The organism is Micromonospora sp. NPDC005710, assembly GCF_040630995.1.
Taxonomy (GTDB): Bacteria; Actinomycetota; Actinomycetes; order Mycobacteriales; family Micromonosporaceae; genus Micromonospora.
On the sequence record NZ_JBEXYP010000007.1, the window covers coordinates 160,054 to 179,679 of the forward strand.

Annotated in this window: 16 protein-coding genes; 14 read left to right on the top strand and 2 right to left on the bottom strand. The window is 71.4% G+C overall.

The annotated features are described in order from the left end of the window. Window positions 1-107 precede the first annotated feature (107 nt). Together ABZ406_RS12200 and ABZ406_RS12205 are read left to right on the top strand one after the other, a co-directional pair. Window positions 108-3,563, top strand: coding sequence for a DEAD/DEAH box helicase (locus tag ABZ406_RS12200; RefSeq protein WP_357759428.1), 3,456 nt, complete (start codon window positions 108-110; stop codon window positions 3,561-3,563). Between the two features lie 27 nt (window positions 3,564-3,590). Then, the gene (locus ABZ406_RS12205; protein ID WP_357759431.1) at window positions 3,591-4,490 is read left to right on the top strand and encodes an SWIM zinc finger family protein; all 900 of its coding nucleotides are present in this window, start codon (window positions 3,591-3,593) and stop codon (window positions 4,488-4,490) included. A gap of 46 nt (window positions 4,491-4,536) precedes the next feature. Here ABZ406_RS12205 and ABZ406_RS12210 read toward each other — a convergent pair whose 3' ends face one another. Further along, window positions 4,537-4,794 carry a DUF3040 domain-containing protein gene (locus ABZ406_RS12210; RefSeq protein WP_124817015.1) on the bottom strand — a complete coding sequence of 86 codons (258 nt, stop codon included), beginning with the start codon at window positions 4,792-4,794 and terminating at the stop codon, window positions 4,537-4,539. A gap of 430 nt (window positions 4,795-5,224) precedes the next feature. On the opposite strand from ABZ406_RS12210, the gene ABZ406_RS12215 reads away from it, so the two are divergent. Genes ABZ406_RS12215 through ABZ406_RS12235 form a run of 5 tightly spaced genes read left to right on the top strand, consistent with a single transcriptional unit; the run spans window position 5,225 to window position 11,515 of the window. Further along, on the top strand, window positions 5,225-7,306 hold the full coding sequence (locus ABZ406_RS12215; RefSeq protein WP_357759434.1) for a DUF1800 family protein: 2,082 nt from the start codon (window positions 5,225-5,227) through the stop codon (window positions 7,304-7,306). An 8-nt stretch (window positions 7,307-7,314) separates the two neighbouring features. Beyond that, complete coding sequence (locus ABZ406_RS12220; protein WP_357759437.1) at window positions 7,315-8,697, top strand: DUF1501 domain-containing protein; 1,383 nt, start codon at window positions 7,315-7,317, stop codon at window positions 8,695-8,697. Further along, window positions 8,694-10,112, top strand: coding sequence for a ferredoxin reductase family protein (locus tag ABZ406_RS12225; protein WP_357759440.1), 1,419 nt, complete (start codon window positions 8,694-8,696; stop codon window positions 10,110-10,112). The genes ABZ406_RS12220 and ABZ406_RS12225 overlap by 4 nt, the downstream gene beginning before the upstream one ends. Window positions 10,113-10,125: 13 nt before the next feature. Further along, complete coding sequence (locus tag ABZ406_RS12230; protein WP_357759443.1) at window positions 10,126-10,743, top strand: FMN-binding protein; 618 nt, start codon at window positions 10,126-10,128, stop codon at window positions 10,741-10,743. A gap of 49 nt (window positions 10,744-10,792) precedes the next feature. Further along, window positions 10,793-11,515, top strand: a complete 723-nt coding sequence (locus ABZ406_RS12235) for an FAD:protein FMN transferase (RefSeq protein WP_357759761.1) — start codon at window positions 10,793-10,795, stop codon at window positions 11,513-11,515. A gap of 448 nt (window positions 11,516-11,963) precedes the next feature. Here ABZ406_RS12235 and ABZ406_RS12240 read toward each other — a convergent pair whose 3' ends face one another. Continuing rightward, window positions 11,964-12,635, bottom strand: coding sequence for a bifunctional DNA primase/polymerase (locus tag ABZ406_RS12240; RefSeq protein ID WP_357759446.1), 672 nt, complete (start codon window positions 12,633-12,635; stop codon window positions 11,964-11,966). Window positions 12,636-12,883: 248 nt separating this feature from the next. On the opposite strand from ABZ406_RS12240, the gene ABZ406_RS12245 reads away from it, so the two are divergent. The 7 genes from ABZ406_RS12245 to mctP all read left to right on the top strand — a co-directional run bounded on the left by ABZ406_RS12245 (window position 12,884) and on the right by mctP (window position 19,587). Beyond that, on the top strand, window positions 12,884-14,113 hold the full coding sequence (locus tag ABZ406_RS12245) for a helix-turn-helix domain-containing protein (RefSeq protein WP_357759449.1): 1,230 nt from the start codon (window positions 12,884-12,886) through the stop codon (window positions 14,111-14,113). Between the two features lie 16 nt (window positions 14,114-14,129). Continuing rightward, window positions 14,130-14,702: a flavoprotein gene (locus ABZ406_RS12250; RefSeq protein ID WP_357759452.1), complete on the top strand. Its 573-nt coding sequence runs from the start codon at window positions 14,130-14,132 to the stop codon at window positions 14,700-14,702. Between the two features lie 82 nt (window positions 14,703-14,784). Beyond that, a complete protein-coding gene (locus ABZ406_RS12255; protein ID WP_357759456.1) occupies window positions 14,785-15,657 on the top strand; it encodes a Nif3-like dinuclear metal center hexameric protein in 873 nt (290 codons plus the stop codon). Then, window positions 15,647-16,384 carry a C4-type zinc ribbon domain-containing protein gene (locus ABZ406_RS12260; protein WP_357759459.1) on the top strand — a complete coding sequence of 246 codons (738 nt, stop codon included), beginning with the start codon at window positions 15,647-15,649 and terminating at the stop codon, window positions 16,382-16,384. The genes ABZ406_RS12255 and ABZ406_RS12260 overlap by 11 nt, the downstream gene beginning before the upstream one ends. A gap of 3 nt (window positions 16,385-16,387) precedes the next feature. Next, window positions 16,388-17,545, top strand: a complete 1,158-nt coding sequence (locus tag ABZ406_RS12265) for a bifunctional RNase H/acid phosphatase (protein ID WP_357759462.1) — start codon at window positions 16,388-16,390, stop codon at window positions 17,543-17,545. 150 nt (window positions 17,546-17,695) lie between these two features. Continuing rightward, window positions 17,696-17,938: a DUF3311 domain-containing protein gene (locus tag ABZ406_RS12270; RefSeq protein WP_238680505.1), complete on the top strand. Its 243-nt coding sequence runs from the start codon at window positions 17,696-17,698 to the stop codon at window positions 17,936-17,938. After that, the gene (gene mctP / locus ABZ406_RS12275; protein ID WP_357759466.1) at window positions 17,938-19,587 is read left to right on the top strand and encodes a monocarboxylate uptake permease MctP; all 1,650 of its coding nucleotides are present in this window, start codon (window positions 17,938-17,940) and stop codon (window positions 19,585-19,587) included. Before ABZ406_RS12270 ends, mctP begins: the two co-directional genes overlap by 1 nt. The last annotated feature ends 39 nt before the right edge of the window (window positions 19,588-19,626 follow it).

Sequence of the window (19,626 nt, forward strand, 5' to 3'; positions counted from 1 at the left end):
AGAATGTCGACACAAAGTGCAAGATCGCGTAGGTGGGGCGGTGGGTGGGGGAGTCTGGTCGGGTGGGCCGCCTAAGCTGGGGGCGGGCGGCGTACTAGGGGGAGCAGGTGCTGGTCATCCATGGGCTGTGGCTGCCCGGTGACAGCTCGACCGGTGGCCTGGCCGTCTGGGCCGAGGACAGCACCGCGCCGATGCCGGCTCGGCGTTCGGGCCGACCGGCCCGGGAACGCCCGCACCCCTTCGCCGCCGGGCACACCGACCTGGCCACCGTGCTCGCCGACGCCGCCGAGCCGAGTAGACCGGACACCGCGCTGCTCACCCTGCCCAGCCTGGCGGGTGCGCCCACCGACTCACCCGAGCTGATCCGGACCACCGTCGCACCCGCGGCCCGCGGTCGGCTCACCCTTGCCGGGTGGCGGGTTCCCATCCTGGTGTACGCCCCCGACCACGCCCTGTCGCTTCTGCACGCCCTGGACGACATCCCGGCGGTGCCCGGGGCCACCCTGCGCCACCTCGCCGAGCTGGCTGACTTCGCCGCCGACCTGGTGACCCGTGGCCGGGTCCTCCCCGGAGTGCGCAGGCCGTCGGGCAACGAGACGTCCGGCTTGGGCGCCCCGGCGGGCAACTGGTCACCTGACGTCGGCACGGCGACGGCCGACCAGATGCCTGAGAACAGCGTGGCGGTGTCAGGCACTCCCGGGCAGGTGCCCGCGCAGGCGGTCTGGCGTCCGCTGCTGACCGGCACCGACGCCGCCTGGGCGCGCTCGCTGGCACTGGCCCTGCCACCGGCCGCCCGAGCCGCCGTCCTGCCGCCCGCCAACGCCGCGTCGGCACCCGCCGCCACCGCTGCGGCACCCGCCACCGCCGCGTTGCCAGCTCCTACCTCCGCGTTGCCACGTGGAGCCGTTGCGCTGCCGACGCCCGGCGGCGGCGCCGCTGCTCAGCGGTCCACCGGGAGCGCCGCCGTTGCGGCGACAGCCGGGTCGGGCGGGCTTGAGCTGACCGCTGCCGCGTTGGTCACGGATGCGCTGGACGCCCTTACCGACGCCGCCGCGCGAGCCGCGCTGGCCACCACCACGCTGGCCCGTGGGCTGCGCCCGGGTGGTCCGGCGCCGGCCTGGTTGGCTGCGCTCGCCGGCCCGCAGCGGGACTTCGCCATCGACCCGGCCGGGCTGGACACCCTCGCCGCCGAGTTGGACACGTGGCAACGCGACGCCGCAGGTGGCCCGGTGCGGGCCAGTTTCCGCCTGGTGGAACCGGCCCCCGACGAGGTCACGGAACCGATCCTGGCCACCCGGGCGGTGCCCACCAACAGCGCGCCAGGGCCGGCCAACAGCGCGTCGGGGCCTGCGAACAGTGCTCCGGGGTCCGTCGACAGTGCAGCAGTCGAATCGGCCGGTGGTGGGCGCTGGCGGTTGGAGTTCGGGTTGCAGGCGGCGGACGAGCCCGGCCTGCACGTGGATGCCGCGGAGGTCTGGCGGGCGTCGCCGGCGCTCGGTGGTCTGGCCGGTCGGACCCTTAGCCCGCAGGAGACGCTCCTCGCCGAGTTGGGCCGGGCCAGCCGGCTCTGGCCGGACCTGGACGTCGCGCTGCGTACCGCTGCCCCGGAGGCGATGGAACTCGACGTCGAGGGCGCGCACCGGTTCCTCAGCGCGGGTGCGCCGGTGCTGCACGCGGCCGGGTTCGGGGTGCTGCTGCCGTCCTGGTGGCAGCGTCCGTCGGCGCGACTGGGTGCCCGGTTGAAGGCGCGCAGCCGTACCGCGCCGGGCACTGTGGGCGGCACCGAGGCCGGGGTGGGCCTGGACGCCCTCGTCGACTACCGCTGGGAGATCGCACTCGGTGACCACCCGCTCTCCGCCGAGGAGTTGGCGGCGTTGGCCGAGACGAAGACCCCGCTGGTACGGCTCCGCGGCCGGTGGGTGGAGTTGGACCCGGGCCGCCTCGCCGCAGGTCTGCGCCTGCTCCGCTCCGCGGGTGAGTTGACAGTCGCCGACCTGCTCCGCCTCGGGCTGGCCGACGGCGAGGCCACCGGCGCGCTGCCGGTGCTGGAGGTGACGGCCGACGGGGCGCTGGGCGACCTGCTGGCCGGCGCGGTCGAGCGGCGGCTCACCCCGCTGGACCCGCCGCCGGGCTTCCAGGGGACGCTGCGGCCGTACCAGCAGCGAGGGTTGGCCTGGCTGGCCTTCCTGCGCTCGCTCGGCCTGGGTGGTGTGCTCGCCGACGACATGGGGCTGGGCAAGACGGTGCAGCTGCTCGCGTTGCTCGCCGGTGACCCGCCGGAGGCCGGGCCGACCCTGTTGGTCTGTCCGATGTCGCTGGTCGGCAACTGGCAGCGGGAGGCGGCACGGTTCACCCCGGGGCTGCGGGTGCACGTACACCATGGTGCTGAGCGGGCGCGGGGGGCGGAGTTCACGGCGGCCGCGCACGGCGCGGACCTGGTCCTCACCACCTATTCGGTGGCGGCCCGCGACGCCGTCGACCTGGCCGGCATCGACTGGCACCGGGTGGTGGTGGACGAGGCGCAGGCGATCAAGAACGCGTCGACCCGGCAGGCCGAGGCGGTTCGCGCGTTGCCCGCCCGGCAGCGGGTGGCGGTGACGGGTACGCCGGTGGAGAACCGCCTCGCCGACCTCTGGTCGATCATGCAGTTCGCCAACCCGGGTCTGTTGGGGCCGGCGGCGACGTTCCGGAAGAAGTTCGCCGAGCCGATCGAGAGGCACGGCGACGCCGAGGCCGCCGAGCGGCTCCGCCGGATCACCGGCCCGTTCGTGTTGCGCCGGCTCAAGACCGACTCGTCCATCATCTCGGACCTGCCGGAGAAGCTGGAGATGGAGGTGCTGTGCAACCTGACCGCCGAGCAGGCCGCGCTGTACCGGGTGGTGGTCGACGACATGCTCGCCCGGATCGAGACCAGCGACGGCATCGAGCGACGCGGTTTGGTGCTGGCCACCATGACCCGACTCAAGCAGGTCTGCAACCACCCCGCCCAGCTTCTGCGCGACGGTTCGCCGCTGGAGGGCCGGTCCGGCAAACTGGCCCGGCTTATCGAGATCCTGGAGGAGGTGTTGGCGGCGGGGGAGCGGGCGCTGCTCTTCACCCAGTACGCCGAGTTCGGTGCGATGTTGCGCGGTCATCTGTCCGCGCGGTTCGGCCGGGAGGTGCTGTTCCTGCACGGTGGTCTCGGCAAGGCCGAGCGGGACGCGCTGGTGCAGCGCTTCCAGTCGGCGGAGGGCCCGCCGCTGTTCGTCCTGTCCCTCAAGGCAGGTGGCACCGGGCTGACCCTGACCGCCGCGAACCACGTGGTGCACGTGGACCGGTGGTGGAATCCGGCGGTGGAGGACCAGGCCACCGACCGGGCGTTCCGGATCGGGCAGCGTCGACGGGTGCAGGTGCGCAAGTTCGTCTGCGCCGGCACCGTCGAGGAGAAGGTGGCCGCGATGATCGCCGACAAGCGCAGCCTCGCCGAGCGGGTGGTCGGCACCGGCGAGCAGTGGATCACCGAGCTGTCCACGGGTCAGTTGCGGGACCTGTTCGCCCTGGAGGCCGGCGCGGTGGTGGAGTGAGCGGTTGGAGCACTGTGGAGCACCGGCGTGAGCACTGACCGGTTTGCCGACTACGGGCGTCCGCGTCGGGTCGACGGGGGTCTGCGGGCACGCAGCGCCCGGGGCGCGATCGGCCGGTCCTGGTGGTCGCGGCGTTTCCTCGAGGTGTTGGAGTCGTTCGCGCTCGGCACCCGGCTGACCCGGGGCCGGTCGTACGCGCGAGCCGGTCAGGTGCTCACCCTCGACGTCGGCCCCGGCCGGGTCAGTGCTGTGGTGCAGGGCTCCCGGCCGCAGCCGTACCAGGTGTCGATCGCGGTGAAGCCGTTCCCGACGGCGCTCTGGTCCCGACTCGAGGACGAGCTGGCCGGGCAGGCGTTCTTCAGTGCCCGGCTGCTCGCCGGGGACCTCCCCGACGAGTTGGAGGAGCTGTTCGCCGCCGCCGGAGCGCCGCTGTTCCCCGCCGCGGTGGACGAGTTGACCCAGCGCTGCAACTGCCCCGACTTCGCCGTGCCGTGCAAGCACCTCGCGGCGACGTTCTACCTGCTGGCCGAGGCGTTCGACGCGGACCCGTTCGAGCTGCTGCACTGGCGCGGCCGGTCCCGCACGGAGTTGCTCGACGCGCTCCGCGCCCGGCGCTCCGCGGCCACCGGTGCCATCCCGCCGGTCGACCCACCGTCCGAACCGGACGGCCTGGTGTCGGCGGTGGACCTGCCAGCACCTGTCGGCGCCGCGCGCGCGCTCGCCGGCCTGGCGGCGACGCCGTTGGCGGAGACGGCGGACCGCTTCTGGTCGGCGCCGGTGCCGCTGCCGGACCGGCCGCCTCGACTGGTGACCGGCACCGACCTGCTGCTGCGCCAACTCGGCGCGCCGGCCCCGGCCATCGGCGGGCCGGGACTGCTCGAACGGTTGCGCCGCGCGTACCGGGCATTCGGCCCGGCCGACCGGTGACTCGTCACGTCCACCGGTTCAGCCGCCCGGTCGGGCGGTCGAGCGGTCACGTCCAGCGGCGGCGGAACCGCCACATGATGGCCGCGTTGGCCACCAGCACCACCGCGCAGATCGCGCCGGTCAGTCGACCGGCGAACACGGCTATCGCCGGCAGCGACGCCCACAGCACGATGGTCAACAACATCAGGTAGCGGCCTCTACGGGCCCGGACCCGGTGGTCCAGCCGGTTGAAGAAGGCCGGGTCACTTTCCCGGAGCTGACGGGTGATCTGGTCGAATCTGCGCTGATCCTCTTTGCTGAGCATGGCGCTGCCTTCCCCTCACGCGTTCAGCGGTTCGGCGGCATACCCGCTGCGGTGGTGGCTCACGCTCGCCCGCTGCTGCTACTTTTCCTCCACGCGAGCGCGCCTCATGTCCGGCTTACCTGAACCTTAAGTTTGCCTTTGGTGTTGAACGCCGCCGAAAGTGTCGCGTACGGCGAAGTGGTCCGATCCGTGCTCGGCTGCCGCGCGTACGCCCTGCTGGGAAGGTCTGTGGGCTGGCCCGGCCCACCGTCTGTCGCCGCCGTCGCGCTGAGCGCTGTCTTAAGTGCCCTCACGAGTGGGTTCCGGCCACCTTGAAGGGCCCTGGGGCCTTGGTTACCTTGCCGTAGCAACCCCCTCAGGCAACAGTCGCCGCACCTGCCGCACCTGCCCGGTAGCAGCTTCGGCGCTCATCAGAAATCGGGATTGGTACATGGCCGACCAGAATGTGCCACCACGTCGACCGCGGGACGACCGCGGTTGGGACGGACACCAGCACCCCAGCGCTGACGGTTACGGCGACCCCCACCCGCCCGCGCCCTACGGCTACGACTCGCCTCACCCCTACCAGGGCGGGTACGCCGCGCAGGCCGACCCGCGTGAGCAGTACGCCGGACAGCCCGCGCCCGCCCCGCGCGGTCCGCAGTGGGTCGGCCCGGAGGGCCTCGGCCGCCCGGCCCCGGCACGACCGGCCGGCACCGGACTGCCCACCCTCGACGATGACGGCGAGCCGGGTCGCAAGGTCGGCCGACGGAAGGCGATGGTGGCCCTCGGTGGCACCGCCGCCGTCGTCGCCGGTGGCGCGGCGCTCGCCATGACCCCGCAGATCCGTGGCCTCTTCGGCGACGAGGCGGCGGCCGGCGACGCGACCGGCAGCACGGTGACCGACGGCACCGCGGCGCGGCCCAGCGGCCAGCAGCCCAGCACGGTGCGTACGTACACCGAGCAGAACGAGAGCTACATGGGCTCCCGGGCCGGTGAGGCGCTGAAGAAGAACGCGCCGGCCACCGGGCGGACCTTCTCCGGGCCGGCCGCTGCCGCGGCGGCGACCAAGGTGACAGTCAAGACGGTGCTGGCCAAGGACCCGATCCTGCACCTGGCCCGGCGTGCCACCTTCGGCGCGACGCCCGCCGTGATCGCCGACATCAAGCGCGAGGGCATGGACGCCTGGATCCGCGCCCAGATGGACCCGGACAAGGTGGAGCCGAGCAAGGGTGAGCTGAAGCTCGCCGAGCTGCCGACCCAGAAGCTCTCCGTGCAGCAGTTGCGCGACCAGCGGGACAAGCTCAACGAGCAGGACGCCAGCCCGGAGCGGGAGATGGTCGACGCCACCATCGCCCGGCAGATCTGGTCCAAGCGCCAACTGTTCGAGGTGATGGTCGACTTCTGGAACGACTTCCTGCACGTCGCGGCGGACTTCGACGGCGGCGAGGTGTACCGCAACTCGTTCGACCAGGACGTCGTGCGCAAGCACGCGCTGGGCAGCTACCCGGAGATGCTCGTCGCCGCGAACAAGCACCCCGCGCTGCTGATCTACCTGAACCAGAAGGACTCCCGCAAGGACGCCATCAACGAGAACCTCGCCCGGGAGAACCTCGAGCTCTACTCGGTCGGTGTCGACGGCGGCTACAAGGAGCCGGACGTCCGGCAGGCAGCCATGTTGCAGACCGGCCGCGGTGTCGACGACAAGGGCAAGTACGTCTTCCGCCCGGAGCAGCACTACGTCGGCAAGGTGAAGATCCTCGGCTTCACCCACGCGAACAACTCGGCGGACCCGAAGAAGGCCGAAGCGGCGATCGACGCGTACATCACCTACATCGCGACGCACCCGTCGACAGCGAAGTACGTGGCGCAGAGCCTCGCCACCCGGTTCGTCTCGGACACCCCGCCGAAGTCCCTGGTGGACCGGCTGGCCAAGACGTACACCACGAACAAGGGCATGATCAAGCCGGTCCTGATGACGCTGTTCTGCTCCTCGGAGTTCTGGGCCGGTGTGGGCCAGAAGGTGCGTCGGCCGATGGAGTACCTGGTCGCCACGTACCGCACCCTGGGTGTGTCGCCGGAGGCGTCGCCGAAGCACGACAACGGCGACAGCAAGCGCACCGCGTACGCCCGGGGGCTGCGCCAGATCCACGACAAGATGCGCGAGCTGGGCCAGTACCCGATGGGGCAACCCACCCCGGACGGCTACCCGGACGTCTACGTCGCCTGGACCTCCGCCGGTGCCATGGTCAACGGCTGGAACGAGGCGGGCGAGATCCTCGCCGGCTACCGCACCACCTTCACGTACACGGCTCCGGAGAAGCTGGTGGCCAAGCCGCCGGCGACGGCCGGGGCGTACGTGGACGCGCTCTCCCAGCGGCTGGTGGGCCAGAAGTTGAGCACGCGGGAGAAGAACCTCATCCTCGGCGTGGCCGGTGTGGCGGCGACCGCCAAGGTCGACGCCACGTTCAACGGGGCCATCACCGCCGTCGCGCGGGCGATCCTCGCTTCCCCCCAGCACCACCTCCGGTGAGGCACCCGATGGAGAAGACTGTGTACAACTCTTTCCCCCTGCACCCCGAATGCCCCGACGTGCGACGGCTGGCCGACAACCCGGCCGAGGCGTTGCTGCGTGCCGAGGCGGACATCGTCGCCGCGGAGAACGCCGCCGAGTTCGACAGGTACCGCACCCTGGAGAACCTGGAGGAGGCCCAGCAGGACGGGCGGGGCGTGACCCGGCGGACGTTCGTCGCCGGTGCCGCGGCCACCGCCACCGCGCTGGCCACCGCCCAGTTCGTCACCACCTCGGCGTCGTTCGCGGCGACCAAGACCGGCACCCTGATCCACGTCTTCCTCTACGGGGGGCTGGACGGGCTGAGCCTCGTCGCGCCGGACAACGACGCGACGCTCAACAAGGCCCGCCCCGACCTGCTGCTCGGCAACGACTCGCTGGCCCTGGGCCGCGGCTTCAAGTTGACGAGTGCCTTCAAGCCCCTCGAGAAGTGGTTGACGGCCGGACAACTGGGCTTCATCCCGGCGGTCTCCGACGAGCGGCTGTCCCGCAGCCACTTCCAGGCCGCGGACGCCTGCAACCTGGGCGGGCTGCCCAACGAGACCGGCGGCCGGGGTTGGCTCGACGGTCTGGTCGACAACCTGGGCAAGGGCACCGCGTTCCGCAGCGTCGGTATCGGCAGTACGCTGCCCCGCTCGCTTGTCGGCAACAACGGCGCGCTCTCGCTGAACAGCGTCGGCTCCCTGCGGCTCAACGGTGACGAGCGGTACCGCGCCGCCACCGAGAAGGCCATCAAGGGACTCTTCACCGGGATCAACCACCCGGTCGAGGAGGCAGTGAAGGAGGGCATGGGCGCGCTGGCCACCGCCCAGCAGCTCGCCTCCAAGCCGTACCAGCCCGCCGAGGGCGTCAAGTACGAGGGTGTCGGCAACGCCTTCCAGCAACTCGCACAGCTGATCAAGGGTGGCGCCAACGTGCGCGTCGCCACTGTCGGCATGGGTGGCTACGACACCCACGAGAACCAGGGCACCCGCGAGGGCGGCCAGCTGCACCGCCGGCTGAACGAGTTGGCCAGCGCGATGGCCGCCTTCTTCACCGACCTCGGCCCGAAGGCCGCCGACGTGACGATCATGGTGTCCAGCGAGTTCGGCCGTCGGGTCGGCTCCAACACCGGCGGCACCGACCACGGCCACGGCGGCGTCGTCACGGTGCTCTCCGGCAAGAAGCTGGCCGGTTCGCTGCTCGGCACCTGGAACGGCCTGGACAAGCTGGATTCCGGTGACGTGCCGGAGTACAACAACATGTTCAACGTCTACGGCTCGGTCGCGCAGGGCCGGTTCGGGCTCACCAACGCGGAGGTCGACAAGGTCTTCCCCCGCCAGAAGTACGCCCCGATGAAGCTGTACGCGTGACGCATCCGCACACCCACGCCGCCGGCCGTCGTACCGGGACCTCGTCCCGGCACGGCGGCCGGTCGGCTGCACCCGTACCCCCGCAGATCCCGGCCCGGCGCGGGCCCGGCGGCCGACGGCTGCTGGGTGTGCTGCTCCTGGTCGGTCTGCTCGCCAGTTTGTTGCCCTGGTGGCTGGGCACCCCGGCCGGATCGTTGCGGACCACAGCGGCCACCGTCACCGCGGCCGGCCGGATCACCGGCCTGATCGCCGGCTACCTGCTGCTGGTGCAGGTGCTGATGATGAGCCGGTTGCCGGTGCTGGAACGGTGGATCGGCGGCGAGCAGACGGCCCGCTGGCACCGGGACATCGGCGCCACCCTGCTGGTCACCGTGCTGGCGCACATGTCGCTGATCCTCGTCGGCTACGCCGACCTGCGTAAACAGTCGATCCTCGCCGAGGTCGGCACGTTGCTCGGCGACTACGAGGACATGCTCTCGGCGTTCGTCGCCGCCGGCATCATGATGCTTGTCGGGTTCAGCAGCATCCGGGCGATCCGCCGGGCGTTGCCCTACGAGCTGTGGCATGCGCTGCACCTGTCCAGCTACCTGATCCTGCTCCTCGGCTACGGCCACCAGTTCACCCACGGCGCGCAGCTGTACCGGCCCGGACCGGTGCGCACCGGCTGGATCGCTCTCTATTTGCTGGTGGTCGCCGCCCTGCTCTGGGGTCGGGTGATCGCACCGCTGGCGTTCAACCTGCGGTACAGGTTGCGCGTCGCCGACGTCGTCGCCGAGAGCCCCGACACCATCTCCATCTACCTCACCGGGGAGCGGCTCGGCCGGCTGGCGATGCTCGGCGGCCAACACTTCCGCTGGCGGTTCCTCACCCGGGGCTGCTGGTGGCAGTCGCACCCGTTCTCCGTCTCCGCCGCCGCCAACGGCCGCTGGCTGCGGGTCACCGTCAAGGTGGTCGGCACCCACACCGCCGACCTGCGCGACCTGGAACCGGGCACCCGGGTCTGGGCGGAAGGCCCGTCGGGTACCTTCACCGCCGCGCACCGGCTCCGCGAGCGGGCGTTGCTGATCGCCGGTGGCAGCGGCATCACGCCGATCCGGGCGATGCTCGAGGAGCTGCCGCCCGGTGCCGCGCTGATCTACCGGGCCCGCACACCGGCCGACGTGCTGCTCAGCCGCGAGTTGGACTGGCTGGCCCAGGAACGCGACACCTCCGTCTGGTACGTCATCGGCTCCCGCGACGACCCCGGCCCTCGGCAACTGATGAGCCCCGACGGTTTGCGGCAACTGGTGCCCGACGTCGCCCGGCGCGACGTCTACCTGTGCGGGCCGCCCGGATTGGTGGAACAGTCGGTGCGGGCACTGCGGCGGGCCGGCGTGCCCCGACGACAGATCCACCTGGCCACGTTCGAGCTGTAGGAAGGGCATCCCCATGCGTCGCGCGCTCCTCGCGATCACCGGCCTGGCCGCCAGCACCACCGCATTGGTGGTGTTCAAGGGCTCGCCAGGCACCAGCCAGGTCGCCCAGAACCTGCCGACCGCCCAGCCGGTCAACCCCTCCGGGCCGGGCAGCGACCCCGCCGCCGCCCCGGCCGCACCGGGCACCGACCCGGCCGCCGGCCCGCCGACTCCATCGGGAAGCGCCGGGCCGTCGACGTCACCCAAGCCCGGCAAGACCACCGCCCGCCCGTCGGGCACCAAAACGACGAAGGCCCCCAGCGCCCCGCGGACCACCACCAAGGCGCCCCAGTCGAGCACCCGCCGGGTCACCGGGGCGCCCTTCGACGCGGTTGACGACAGCCAGACGTACGGCTTCGTGACAGTGCAGATCGTGGTCTCCGGTAACCGGATCGTCGACGCCGTCGCGCTGTCGCTGCCCAGCGGAGGTGAATCCGACATCCACAGCGGCGACGTTCGTACCGCCTACGACGGCAGCGGCGCCGAGGTGGTGGCGAAACAGAGCGCCAACCTCAACACCGTTTCCGGTGCCACAGCGACGAGTGACGCCTACAAGAAGTCCCTGCGGTCCGCCATCGAGAAGGCATTCTGAGGTGCGGGCCACTCTGACCCGACCCGGGCTGTGCCGGGTCGAACAGATCATGGGTACGACGATCACCCTTGACCTCGCCGACGACCTCCCACCGGTGACCCTGCGCGAACTGGCGGACGAGGTCTTCGCCTGGATGCACGAGGTGGACGCGCGGTTCAGCACCTACCAGCCGGACAGCGAGGTGTGCCGCTTCGACAGGGGTGAGGTGCTGCACTCCGAGGCCTCCGCGGACCTGCGGTACGTGCTGGAGACCTGCGCCGACCTGTGGGGCGCCACCGACGGGTTCTTCGACGCGTACGCCACCGGACGGCTCGACCCGTCCGGCTTCGTCAAGGGCTGGGCCGCCCAGGTCGCCTCGGACCGCCTCGTCGCCGCCGGTGCCGTCAACCACTGCGTGAACGCCGGCGGTGACGTCCGGGTGCGGGGCCTGTCGCCGTCGGGGGAGCCGTGGCGCATCGGCATCCGGCACCCGTGGGACGCGATGGCGGCCTGCCTGGTGCTCACCGGAACCGACCTGGCAGTGGCCACGTCGGGCGTGTACGAGCGGGGCCGGCACGTGCTGGACCCGCGCCGGGGCACACCGGCCAGTGGGCTGCGATCGGTGACAGTGGTCGGCACCGACCTCGGGTTGGCCGACGCGTACGCCACCGCTGCCCTGGCCATGGGCACCCCCGGCCTCAACTGGCTGGCCCGCCTGGACGACCACACCCACGCGGCGATAACCGACAACGCCCGCCAGTACCACTCCACCAACCTGCCGCTAACCGACTAGCCCGCACCCCCGAACCCCCGCCCCGCCCAGCCCCCGCGATCTTGCAGTTTCGGTTGGCTTTCTGTCCCTTTATGCGCAGATTGTCGGGACAGAAAGTGCAAGATCGCCGGGATCCGCGAACGGAGGGCTCGGGCTGGGTCGGGGAGAGCGGGGAGGGTCGGGTGGGCTGGGTTGGTTCGGGTTAGCGGAGGGGGCGGTGGGTGCCGGCTGGGCGGGAGCCGGTGGGGCGTGGGCGGCCGGGGCGGGAGCCGGACGGTCGGGTGCCGGCCCAGCGGCGCCCTGGGTGGCGGCGCCGGGGCGGCTCGGTGCCGCCGGGGTGAGGCGCTCTGTCGTTTGTGGACATCGTTCCCCCGTTCGTGACGCGCGTTCGCACCGTCTTCCATTCAACGAGGACCGGCGCCTCGGCGACGCTGTCGGGCACCTGATCGAATCGCCGGTCCTGCCGATCTCACCTGCCTCGTCGGGGCAGCGGCAGGTGGCCGGGGAGCAGGTCGGGGGCGAGCGTCACTCCGCTGGCGCGCAGTGCGCCGATCAACGTGTTCTGTACGAGGTACGAGTCGGGGAGCTGCCAGCGCGCCTGTTCCGGGGCGACCGCCCAGCGAACGGTGCCTTCCGGCAGTCGGGTGGGAGGTGCGGGGATCCACGAGCCTGGCCCGTGTCGGACCACGTGGAAGCAGTGTTCCAACTCCGGTCGGAGCGGGTCGCCGGGGCGGACCAGGAACATCCACCTCCCGGTGGGCGTGACGAGTACCGGTCCGCGTACGCCGGTGCCGGCGGGGTGGATCTGGACCGCGTCGAGCACGTGCCGGCCGAGGTGGGCGGGCACCTCCAGCACGTCGAAGGCCCGGCCGGTGGGCAGCAGCACCCCGTGCGGTCGGCTCCGCCACCAGGTGGCCACCCGGGCGGGATCGGCGCTGGCGGCCAGTTCCCAGTTCTCCAGGGCGGGGTGGCAGCCCACCGTGGGGCAGCCGGCCCGGCCGCAGACGAAGCGGCTGCGGGCCAGGCAGGCGCCGGGTGTCACCTCCCAGCCGTGTGCGGCGTAGCGGATGGCGACGCGGCGCAGCCGGACGCGTTCCAGAGGCGACAGTTCGGCTACGCGTGGTCCGACATTTCCCCACATGTGTGCCAAATCCTCTCGTCGGTTCTGGCGTTCGCCAGGTCGAATGTCGAGCACCGTCACTGCCGTAACCCACGATCGTTGAGGTTGACGAACGGCTCGTGCAACTTGCACGAAAAGTACGAGGACCAGCCGTATGGCTGACGTACATCCTGTGCGACCAGGCAAAACCTGAAAACGAACGGCAGTCGCCGCACCCGCGGACATCGCCCCGACTCGATTGGTCGTCGGTGGCAGGGGAGGATGGGGAGATGGACGAGCTACCCATAGGACGGCGAGTGGCCTACTGGCGGGGGCGACGCAAGATGTCGCAGCAGGTCTTCGCGGACCGGCTGGGCAAGTCCAAGAGCTGGGTGGACAAGGTCGAGCGCGGCGTCCGCCGGTTGGACAAGTTCTCCGTCCTCTACGAGATCGCCGACATCCTCCAGATGGACGTGCAGTTGCTGATGGGTAAGGATCCGGAGCGGCGCGCCGACGCTCTCAACTGCATCGACCAGTTCGAGGTGCAGGAGATCCGGGCGGCGCTGGAACGCTACGACTCGATGAGCGCGTACTTCGACGCGGTGCCGTACCCTCCGCCGATGGACGACATGCGCAAGGCCGTCAACCACGCCTGGCTCACCTACCAGTACGGCCGCTACGGGATGCTCACCCGGGCGCTGCCGAAGCTGCTGCGCGACGCTCAGGCGGCCGACGCGGCGTACGGCGGTGACCAGGCCGCCGAGGCGGCTCACCTGCTCGCGCAGGTCTACCAGATCGCCTCCTCGGTGCTGCGCAAGCTCGGCGAGTGCGAGCTGGCCTGGTTGGCTGCCGACCGGTCGATGGCGGTGGCCCAGCGGGCGGACGACCCGCTGCTGGCCGGGATCGCCACCACCCGGGTGTGCAACGCCCTCGTCGCGATGGGACGGGCCCGTCCCGCGTTGGAGTTGAACGTCCAGATCGCCAACCGGCTCGCACCGGGCGGGAGCAACCCGGTCTCCCCGGCCCGGCTCTCCGTCTACGGGATGCTGCTCCTCCAGGGCGCGATGGCCGCGTCCCGCATCGGTGACTCGGCAAGCGTCGACGATCTGATCAACTGTGCGCAGGAGGCCGCCACCCTGCTCGGCGGGGACCACAACCACTACTGGACGTCGTTCGGCCCGACAAACGTCGAACTGCACCGGGCCGCCGCCGCAGTGGAGTTGGGCGACGGTGGACGGGCCGTGGAGGTGCACCAGCTGCGCATCGCGGAACCCGCGTTCAACGCGCTGCTGCCCGAGCGTCGCGCCCACCACCTGCTCGACATCGCCCGGGGGTACGCCCAACTGGGTGACGTGGCGAACGCCGGCGAGATGCTGCTGCTCGGTGATCGGCTCGCGCCGTCGGAGATCCGCTGCCGGCCGATCGCGCACGAGGTGATGTCCGACATCCTTCGTCGCACACGTGGTGCGCCGCCTTCTCCGGTAGCGGAGTTGGCTGAGCACATGGGAGTAGGGGTATGAGCGCGGAGCCGGTGTGATGGCCGGTGCAGCGCGCAACAGTGGGCGCCGCGAGGTGCTCTACGTCATCGCCTGCGGTTCGCCGCTGGCCCGGCACGTCGGCCGTCTGGTCGACCTGGCCCAACAGGACGGTTGGGACGTCTGCGTGGTCACCACGCCGGACGGCGCGAAGTTCGTCGACGAGCCGGCCCTGGTCCGGCAGACCGGTCACCCGGTGCGGACGCACTACAAGAATCCCAGTGACCCGGACGTGTTGCCGCCCGCCGACGCCATGATCGTCTGCCCGGCCACCGTCAACACGGTGAACAAGTGGGCGGCGGGGATCACCGACACCCTGGCGCTCGGGCTGTTGGTCGAGGCCCAGGGCAAGGGTGTGCCCATCGTCGCGGTGCCGTACACGAACGCGGCGATGGCCTGCCACCCGGCGTTTCGGGCGGGGGTGGCCCGGTTGGCCGAGTGGGGCATCACAGTGCTCTTCGGCGACGATGTGATCGCTCTGCATCCGCCCGGAACGGGGGAGCAGCACACTGACGCGTTCCCCTGGGCGATGCCGCTGGCCGCGTTGCAGACCGTCTCGTGGAGCGCCGCCTGACGCGTCCGGCGGTCCGCCGGCTCGACGCGGCCGGGCCGGGTGTCACCGTCCGGTGGCCTCCGCGCCGGTAAGCTGGCCCGCCGTGAGCACAAGTGGATCCGCGCCCACTGTGAGCGACGTGGTGGCCGAGCTGGAACGGCGTTTTCCGCCTGTCTGGGCGGAAGAGTGGGACCGGGTGGGCCTGGTGCTCGGCGAGCCGGCCGCCCCGGTCCGCCGGGTGCTCTGCGTGGTCGACGTGGTGCCCGAGACCGTCGACGAGGCCCTCGCCGCCGACGCGGACATGATCGTCGCGCACCATCCGCTGCTGCTGCGCGGGGTGTCGTCGGTAGCGGCGACGACCTTCAAGGGCCGGATCATCCACGGGTTGATCCGGGCCGGGGTGGCGCTGTACGCGGCGCACACGAACGCCGACGTGGCCTCCCCGGGCGTCTCCGACGCCCTCGCCGCCCGTTTCGGGCTCACCGGTCTACGCCCACTGCAACGGCCGGCGCCCGGCTCGCCCGCCCACGGCGACGACAGGGGTTTCGGCCGGATCGGCGAGCTGCCCGAGCCGATGACCCTCGCCGAACTGACCAGGCACGCCGCAGCGGTGCTCCCCGTCACGTCCTGGGGAGTTCGCGCGGCGGGGGATCCCGGGCGTATGGTTCGTACCCTCGCCGTCAGCGGCGGGTCGGGGGACAGCTTCCTCGGCGCCGCGACCGCCGCCGGGGTGGACGCGTTCCTCACCGCCGACCTGCGGCACCACCCGGCCGGCGAGCACCTCGCCGCCGATGGTCCCGCCCTGATCGACGCCGCCCACTGGGCGACCGAACGACCGTGGCTGGACGACCTGGCCGCCTTCCTCCAGGAGGCGCTGGCCGTCGAGACGCTGGTGTCCGACCTGGACACCGACCCGTGGACCGTGCACGCCGCCGCACCCGTTGTGGACGACAAGGAGCCCGACCGTGAAGGCTGACCCTCAGGTGCAGCGCCGCCTGCTCGACCTCCAGGCGATCGACACCAACCTCGCCCAGCTCGCCCACCGTCGGCGCACGCTTGCCGAGCGGGCCGAGCTGGAGTCGCTGGCCCGGGAGCTGTCGTCGATGGAGGACGAGCGGGTTCGCGCCCAGGTGGCGGTGGACGACCTGGATCGGGACATCGCCCGGTTGGAGAAGGACGTCGAGCAGGTTCGGGCCCGCAAGGAGAAGGACGAGAACCGGCTTGCCGCCGGCACCGGTCCGGCCCGCGAGCTGGAGGCGCTCCAGCACGAGCTGGTGTCGCTGAAGCGCCGCCAGGGTGACCTGGAGGACGCCGAGCTGGAGCTGATGGAGCAGCGGGAGACCGCGCAGAGCGTCCTGGACGGCGTGGAGCAGCGACTGGCCGAGACCCGGGACAAGCGGGCCGCGACCGAGCAGCGCCGCGACGACGCGTTGGCCGAGATCGCCAAGGATGAGGAGTTCAAGCGGGGGGCCCGTCAGCCGCTCGCCGCCGACCTCCCGAGCGACCTGGTCACCCTCTACGACAAGATCCGCGCGGACACCGGGTTGGGTGCCGCGCTGCTCACCGCGGGTCGCTGCGGCGGATGCCGCCTGGACCTGTCCGGTGCCGACCTGGCCCGGATCCGCGCCGCCGCACCCGACGACGTGGTTCGCTGCGAGGACTGCCGACGGATCATGGTCCGCACCAACGAGTCGGGCCTGTAGGTCGTGGCGCCGCGCGTGGTCTCCATGGAGGCCGACGGTGGGTCCCGGGGCAACCCCGGCCCGGCAGGCTACGGCGCGGTGGTGCGCGACCCGGAGACCGGTGAGGTGCTGGCCGAGCGCTCCGAGTCGCTGGGTACGGCCACCAACAACGTCGCCGAGTACCAGGGCCTGATCGCCGGGCTGACCGCCGCCGCCGAGCTGGGTGCCGCCGAGGTGGACGTCCGGATGGACTCCAAGCTGGTGGTCGAGCAGATGTGCGGCCGGTGGCAGATCAAACACCCCGGTCTGCGGCCCCTCGCCGCCCAGGCCGCCGCGCTCGTCGGCCGGTTCAGCGCGGTCCGGTTCAGCTGGATTCCGCGTGAGCAGAACCGGCACGCCGACGCCCTCGCCAACGCCGCGATGGACGCCGCAGCGGGTCGGGCCCCGGCGGCTGCGGCCCCCAGCCGTCCCGCGCCGACGGCAGCCACCGAGCAGCCCGCGACAGGCAGCGACCCGGCTACCGCGCCGGCCTCCTGGGAGCCCCGCCCGACCTTCACCGCCACCCGGCTGATCCTGGTCCGGCACGGCGAGACCCCGTACACCGAGCAGCGGCGCTACTCCGGGCGCGGCGACGTGCCGCTCTCCGAACGTGGCCGGGCCCAGGTGCGGGCCACGGCCGCCCGGGTGGCCGAGCTGGCCCCGTCCGTCGCGGCCGTGCTCAGCTCACCGCTGTCCCGGTGTACGGCCACCGCGGCGTCGATCGCCGGGGCTCTCGGTGACGTGCCGGTGCGCACCGAGGACGACCTGATCGAGTGTGACTTCGGCCAGTGGGAGGGGCGCACCTTCGCCGAGGTACGCCAGCAGTGGCCGGGGGAGATGGACGCCTGGCTCGCCTCACCCCGGGTCGCGCCGCCGGGTGGGGAGTCGTTCACCCACGTCGCCGAACGCGCGCACCGCGTCGTCAGTGGGCTGCTGTCCGCGTACCCCGGTGAGACGGTGGTGGTGGTCTCGCACGTCTCGCCGATCAAGCTGATGCTGCGCGACGCCCTCGCGGCCGGTGATGGCTTCCTGCACCGGCTCTTCCTGGACGCGGCCGGCATCTCGGTGCTCGACATGTGGCCCGACGGCGGCGTGGCGGTGCGCACCGTCAACGACACCGCCCACCTCTCCACCCTCGACTGAGTCGCCTGGTAGGCCGGTCGGCCGCGCCGTTCGGCGCAGCCGGCCGGCCGTTCGGCGCACCACCCTCCGGGCGGGTCGGGTGACCGTCGTCACAGAGTCGTAGCCTCCGGCCGTTACATCGAGAGCCACGACTCCCCGGAGGTGTGTCAGATGGCTGCACCCGAACCGGAGGCGCCGCCCACGGCGCCGACCAGGGCGAAGGACCACAGCCCCTGGAACTGGTTGCTCTTCATCCCCATCGTGGTGCCGCTGATCCCGGCGTTCTTCAATGGCGACTCGCCCCGGGTCTTCGGCTTCCCGCGCTTCTACTGGCTGCAACTGGCCTTCATCCTGCTCGGCGTCGGCACCACCACGTTGGTCTACCAGATGACGAAGAAGCGGGGTGGTTCCTGATGTGGCGCGACCATCTGACCGAGATCATCGTCTTCTCCGTGCTGTTCCTCCTGGTCAGCGCGATGGGCTTCGTCGCCGCCCGCTGGCGGGCACCGAAGGACATGGCGCACCTGGACGAGTGGGGGCTGGGCGGGCGCAGCTTCGGCGGCTGGATCACCTGGTTCCTGATCGGCGGTGACCTCTACACCGCGTACACCTTCGTGGCGGTGCCGGCACTGATGTTCGGTGCCGGAGCGGCCGGGTTCTTCGCCGTGCCGTACACGATCGTCATCTACCCGCTCGTCTTCCTGGTGCTGGTGCGGCTCTGGTCGGTGTCGCACCGGCACGGGTTCGTCACGCCCGCCGACTTCGTCCGCAACCGCTTCGACTCACCGGTGCTGGCGCTGCTGATCGCGATCACCGGCATCGTCGCCACCATGCCGTACATCGCGTTGCAGCTGATCGGCATCGAGGCGGTGCTCAAGACGATGGGTGTCACCGGCGACAACGCGCTGGCCCGACACCTGCCGATCATCATCGCGTTCGCCATCCTGGCCGCCTACACGTACCAGTCGGGGCTGCGCGCGCCGGCGCTCATCGCGTTCGTCAAGGACAGCCTGATCTACATCGTGATCCTGGTGGCGGTCATCTACCTGCCGTACAAGCTGGGCGGTTGGGGTGACATCTTCGCCGCCGCTGACGCGAAGTTCGACGCCTCACCCAACCCGAACGACGGCATCCTGCTCAACGGCAACAACCAGCTTCAGTACGTGACGTTGGCGCTCGGATCGGCGTTGGCCCTGTTCCTCTACCCGCACAGCATCACCGGTGTGCTGGCCAGCAGGAACCGCGACGTGATCAAGCGGAACATGTCGGCGCTGCCCGCGTACAGCCTGCTGCTCGGGTTGATCGCGCTGCTCGGCTACATGGCCATCGCGGCCGGCGTGAAACCGCTGCCCGGCGCCTCGGCAGGCAGTGTGGACAACAACACCGTCGTGCCGTTGCTGTTCGACCAGCAGTTCCCGGACTGGTTCGCTGGTGTCGCGTACGCCGCGATCGGCATCGGCGCGCTGGTGCCGGCGGCGATCATGTCGATCGCGGCGGCGAACCTGTTCACCCGCAACATCTACAAGGAGTATCTGAAGCGGGACGCCTCCCCGGCCCAGGAGGCGAACGTTTCGAAGATCACTTCACTGGTGGTGAAGGTCGGCGCGGTGGCCTGCATCGTCTTCCTCGACCCGCAGTTTTCGATCGACCTCCAACTGATCGGCGGCGTGATCATCCTGCAGACGCTGCCGGCGGTGGCGCTGGGCCTCTACACCCGGTGGTTCCACCGCACCGGCCTGATCGTCGGTTGGGCGGCCGGCATGGGGCTGGGCATGTGGATGCTCTACCAGGTGGCCAGTCCGACCCGGAAGCACTTCGGCGGCTCGGCGTTCCCACTGTCGGAGTTCGGCTCTGACACCACCAAAACGATCTACGTCGGCATCGTGGCGGTGGCGGTCAACCTGGCCGTGGCGGCGCTGGTGACGCTCGCGTTGCGGGCCGCGAAGGTCGAGGAAGGGGTCGACGGCACCGAGCCGGACGACTACTTCGCCGACGAGGGCGACCCCCGCGTCACCCCGGGCACCGAGAGCGACGCCAACCCAACCCGCGAACCGGTCGCCTGACCCCGGCCCCGGGGCACCGGGCCCTCGCGCCCCTCGCGC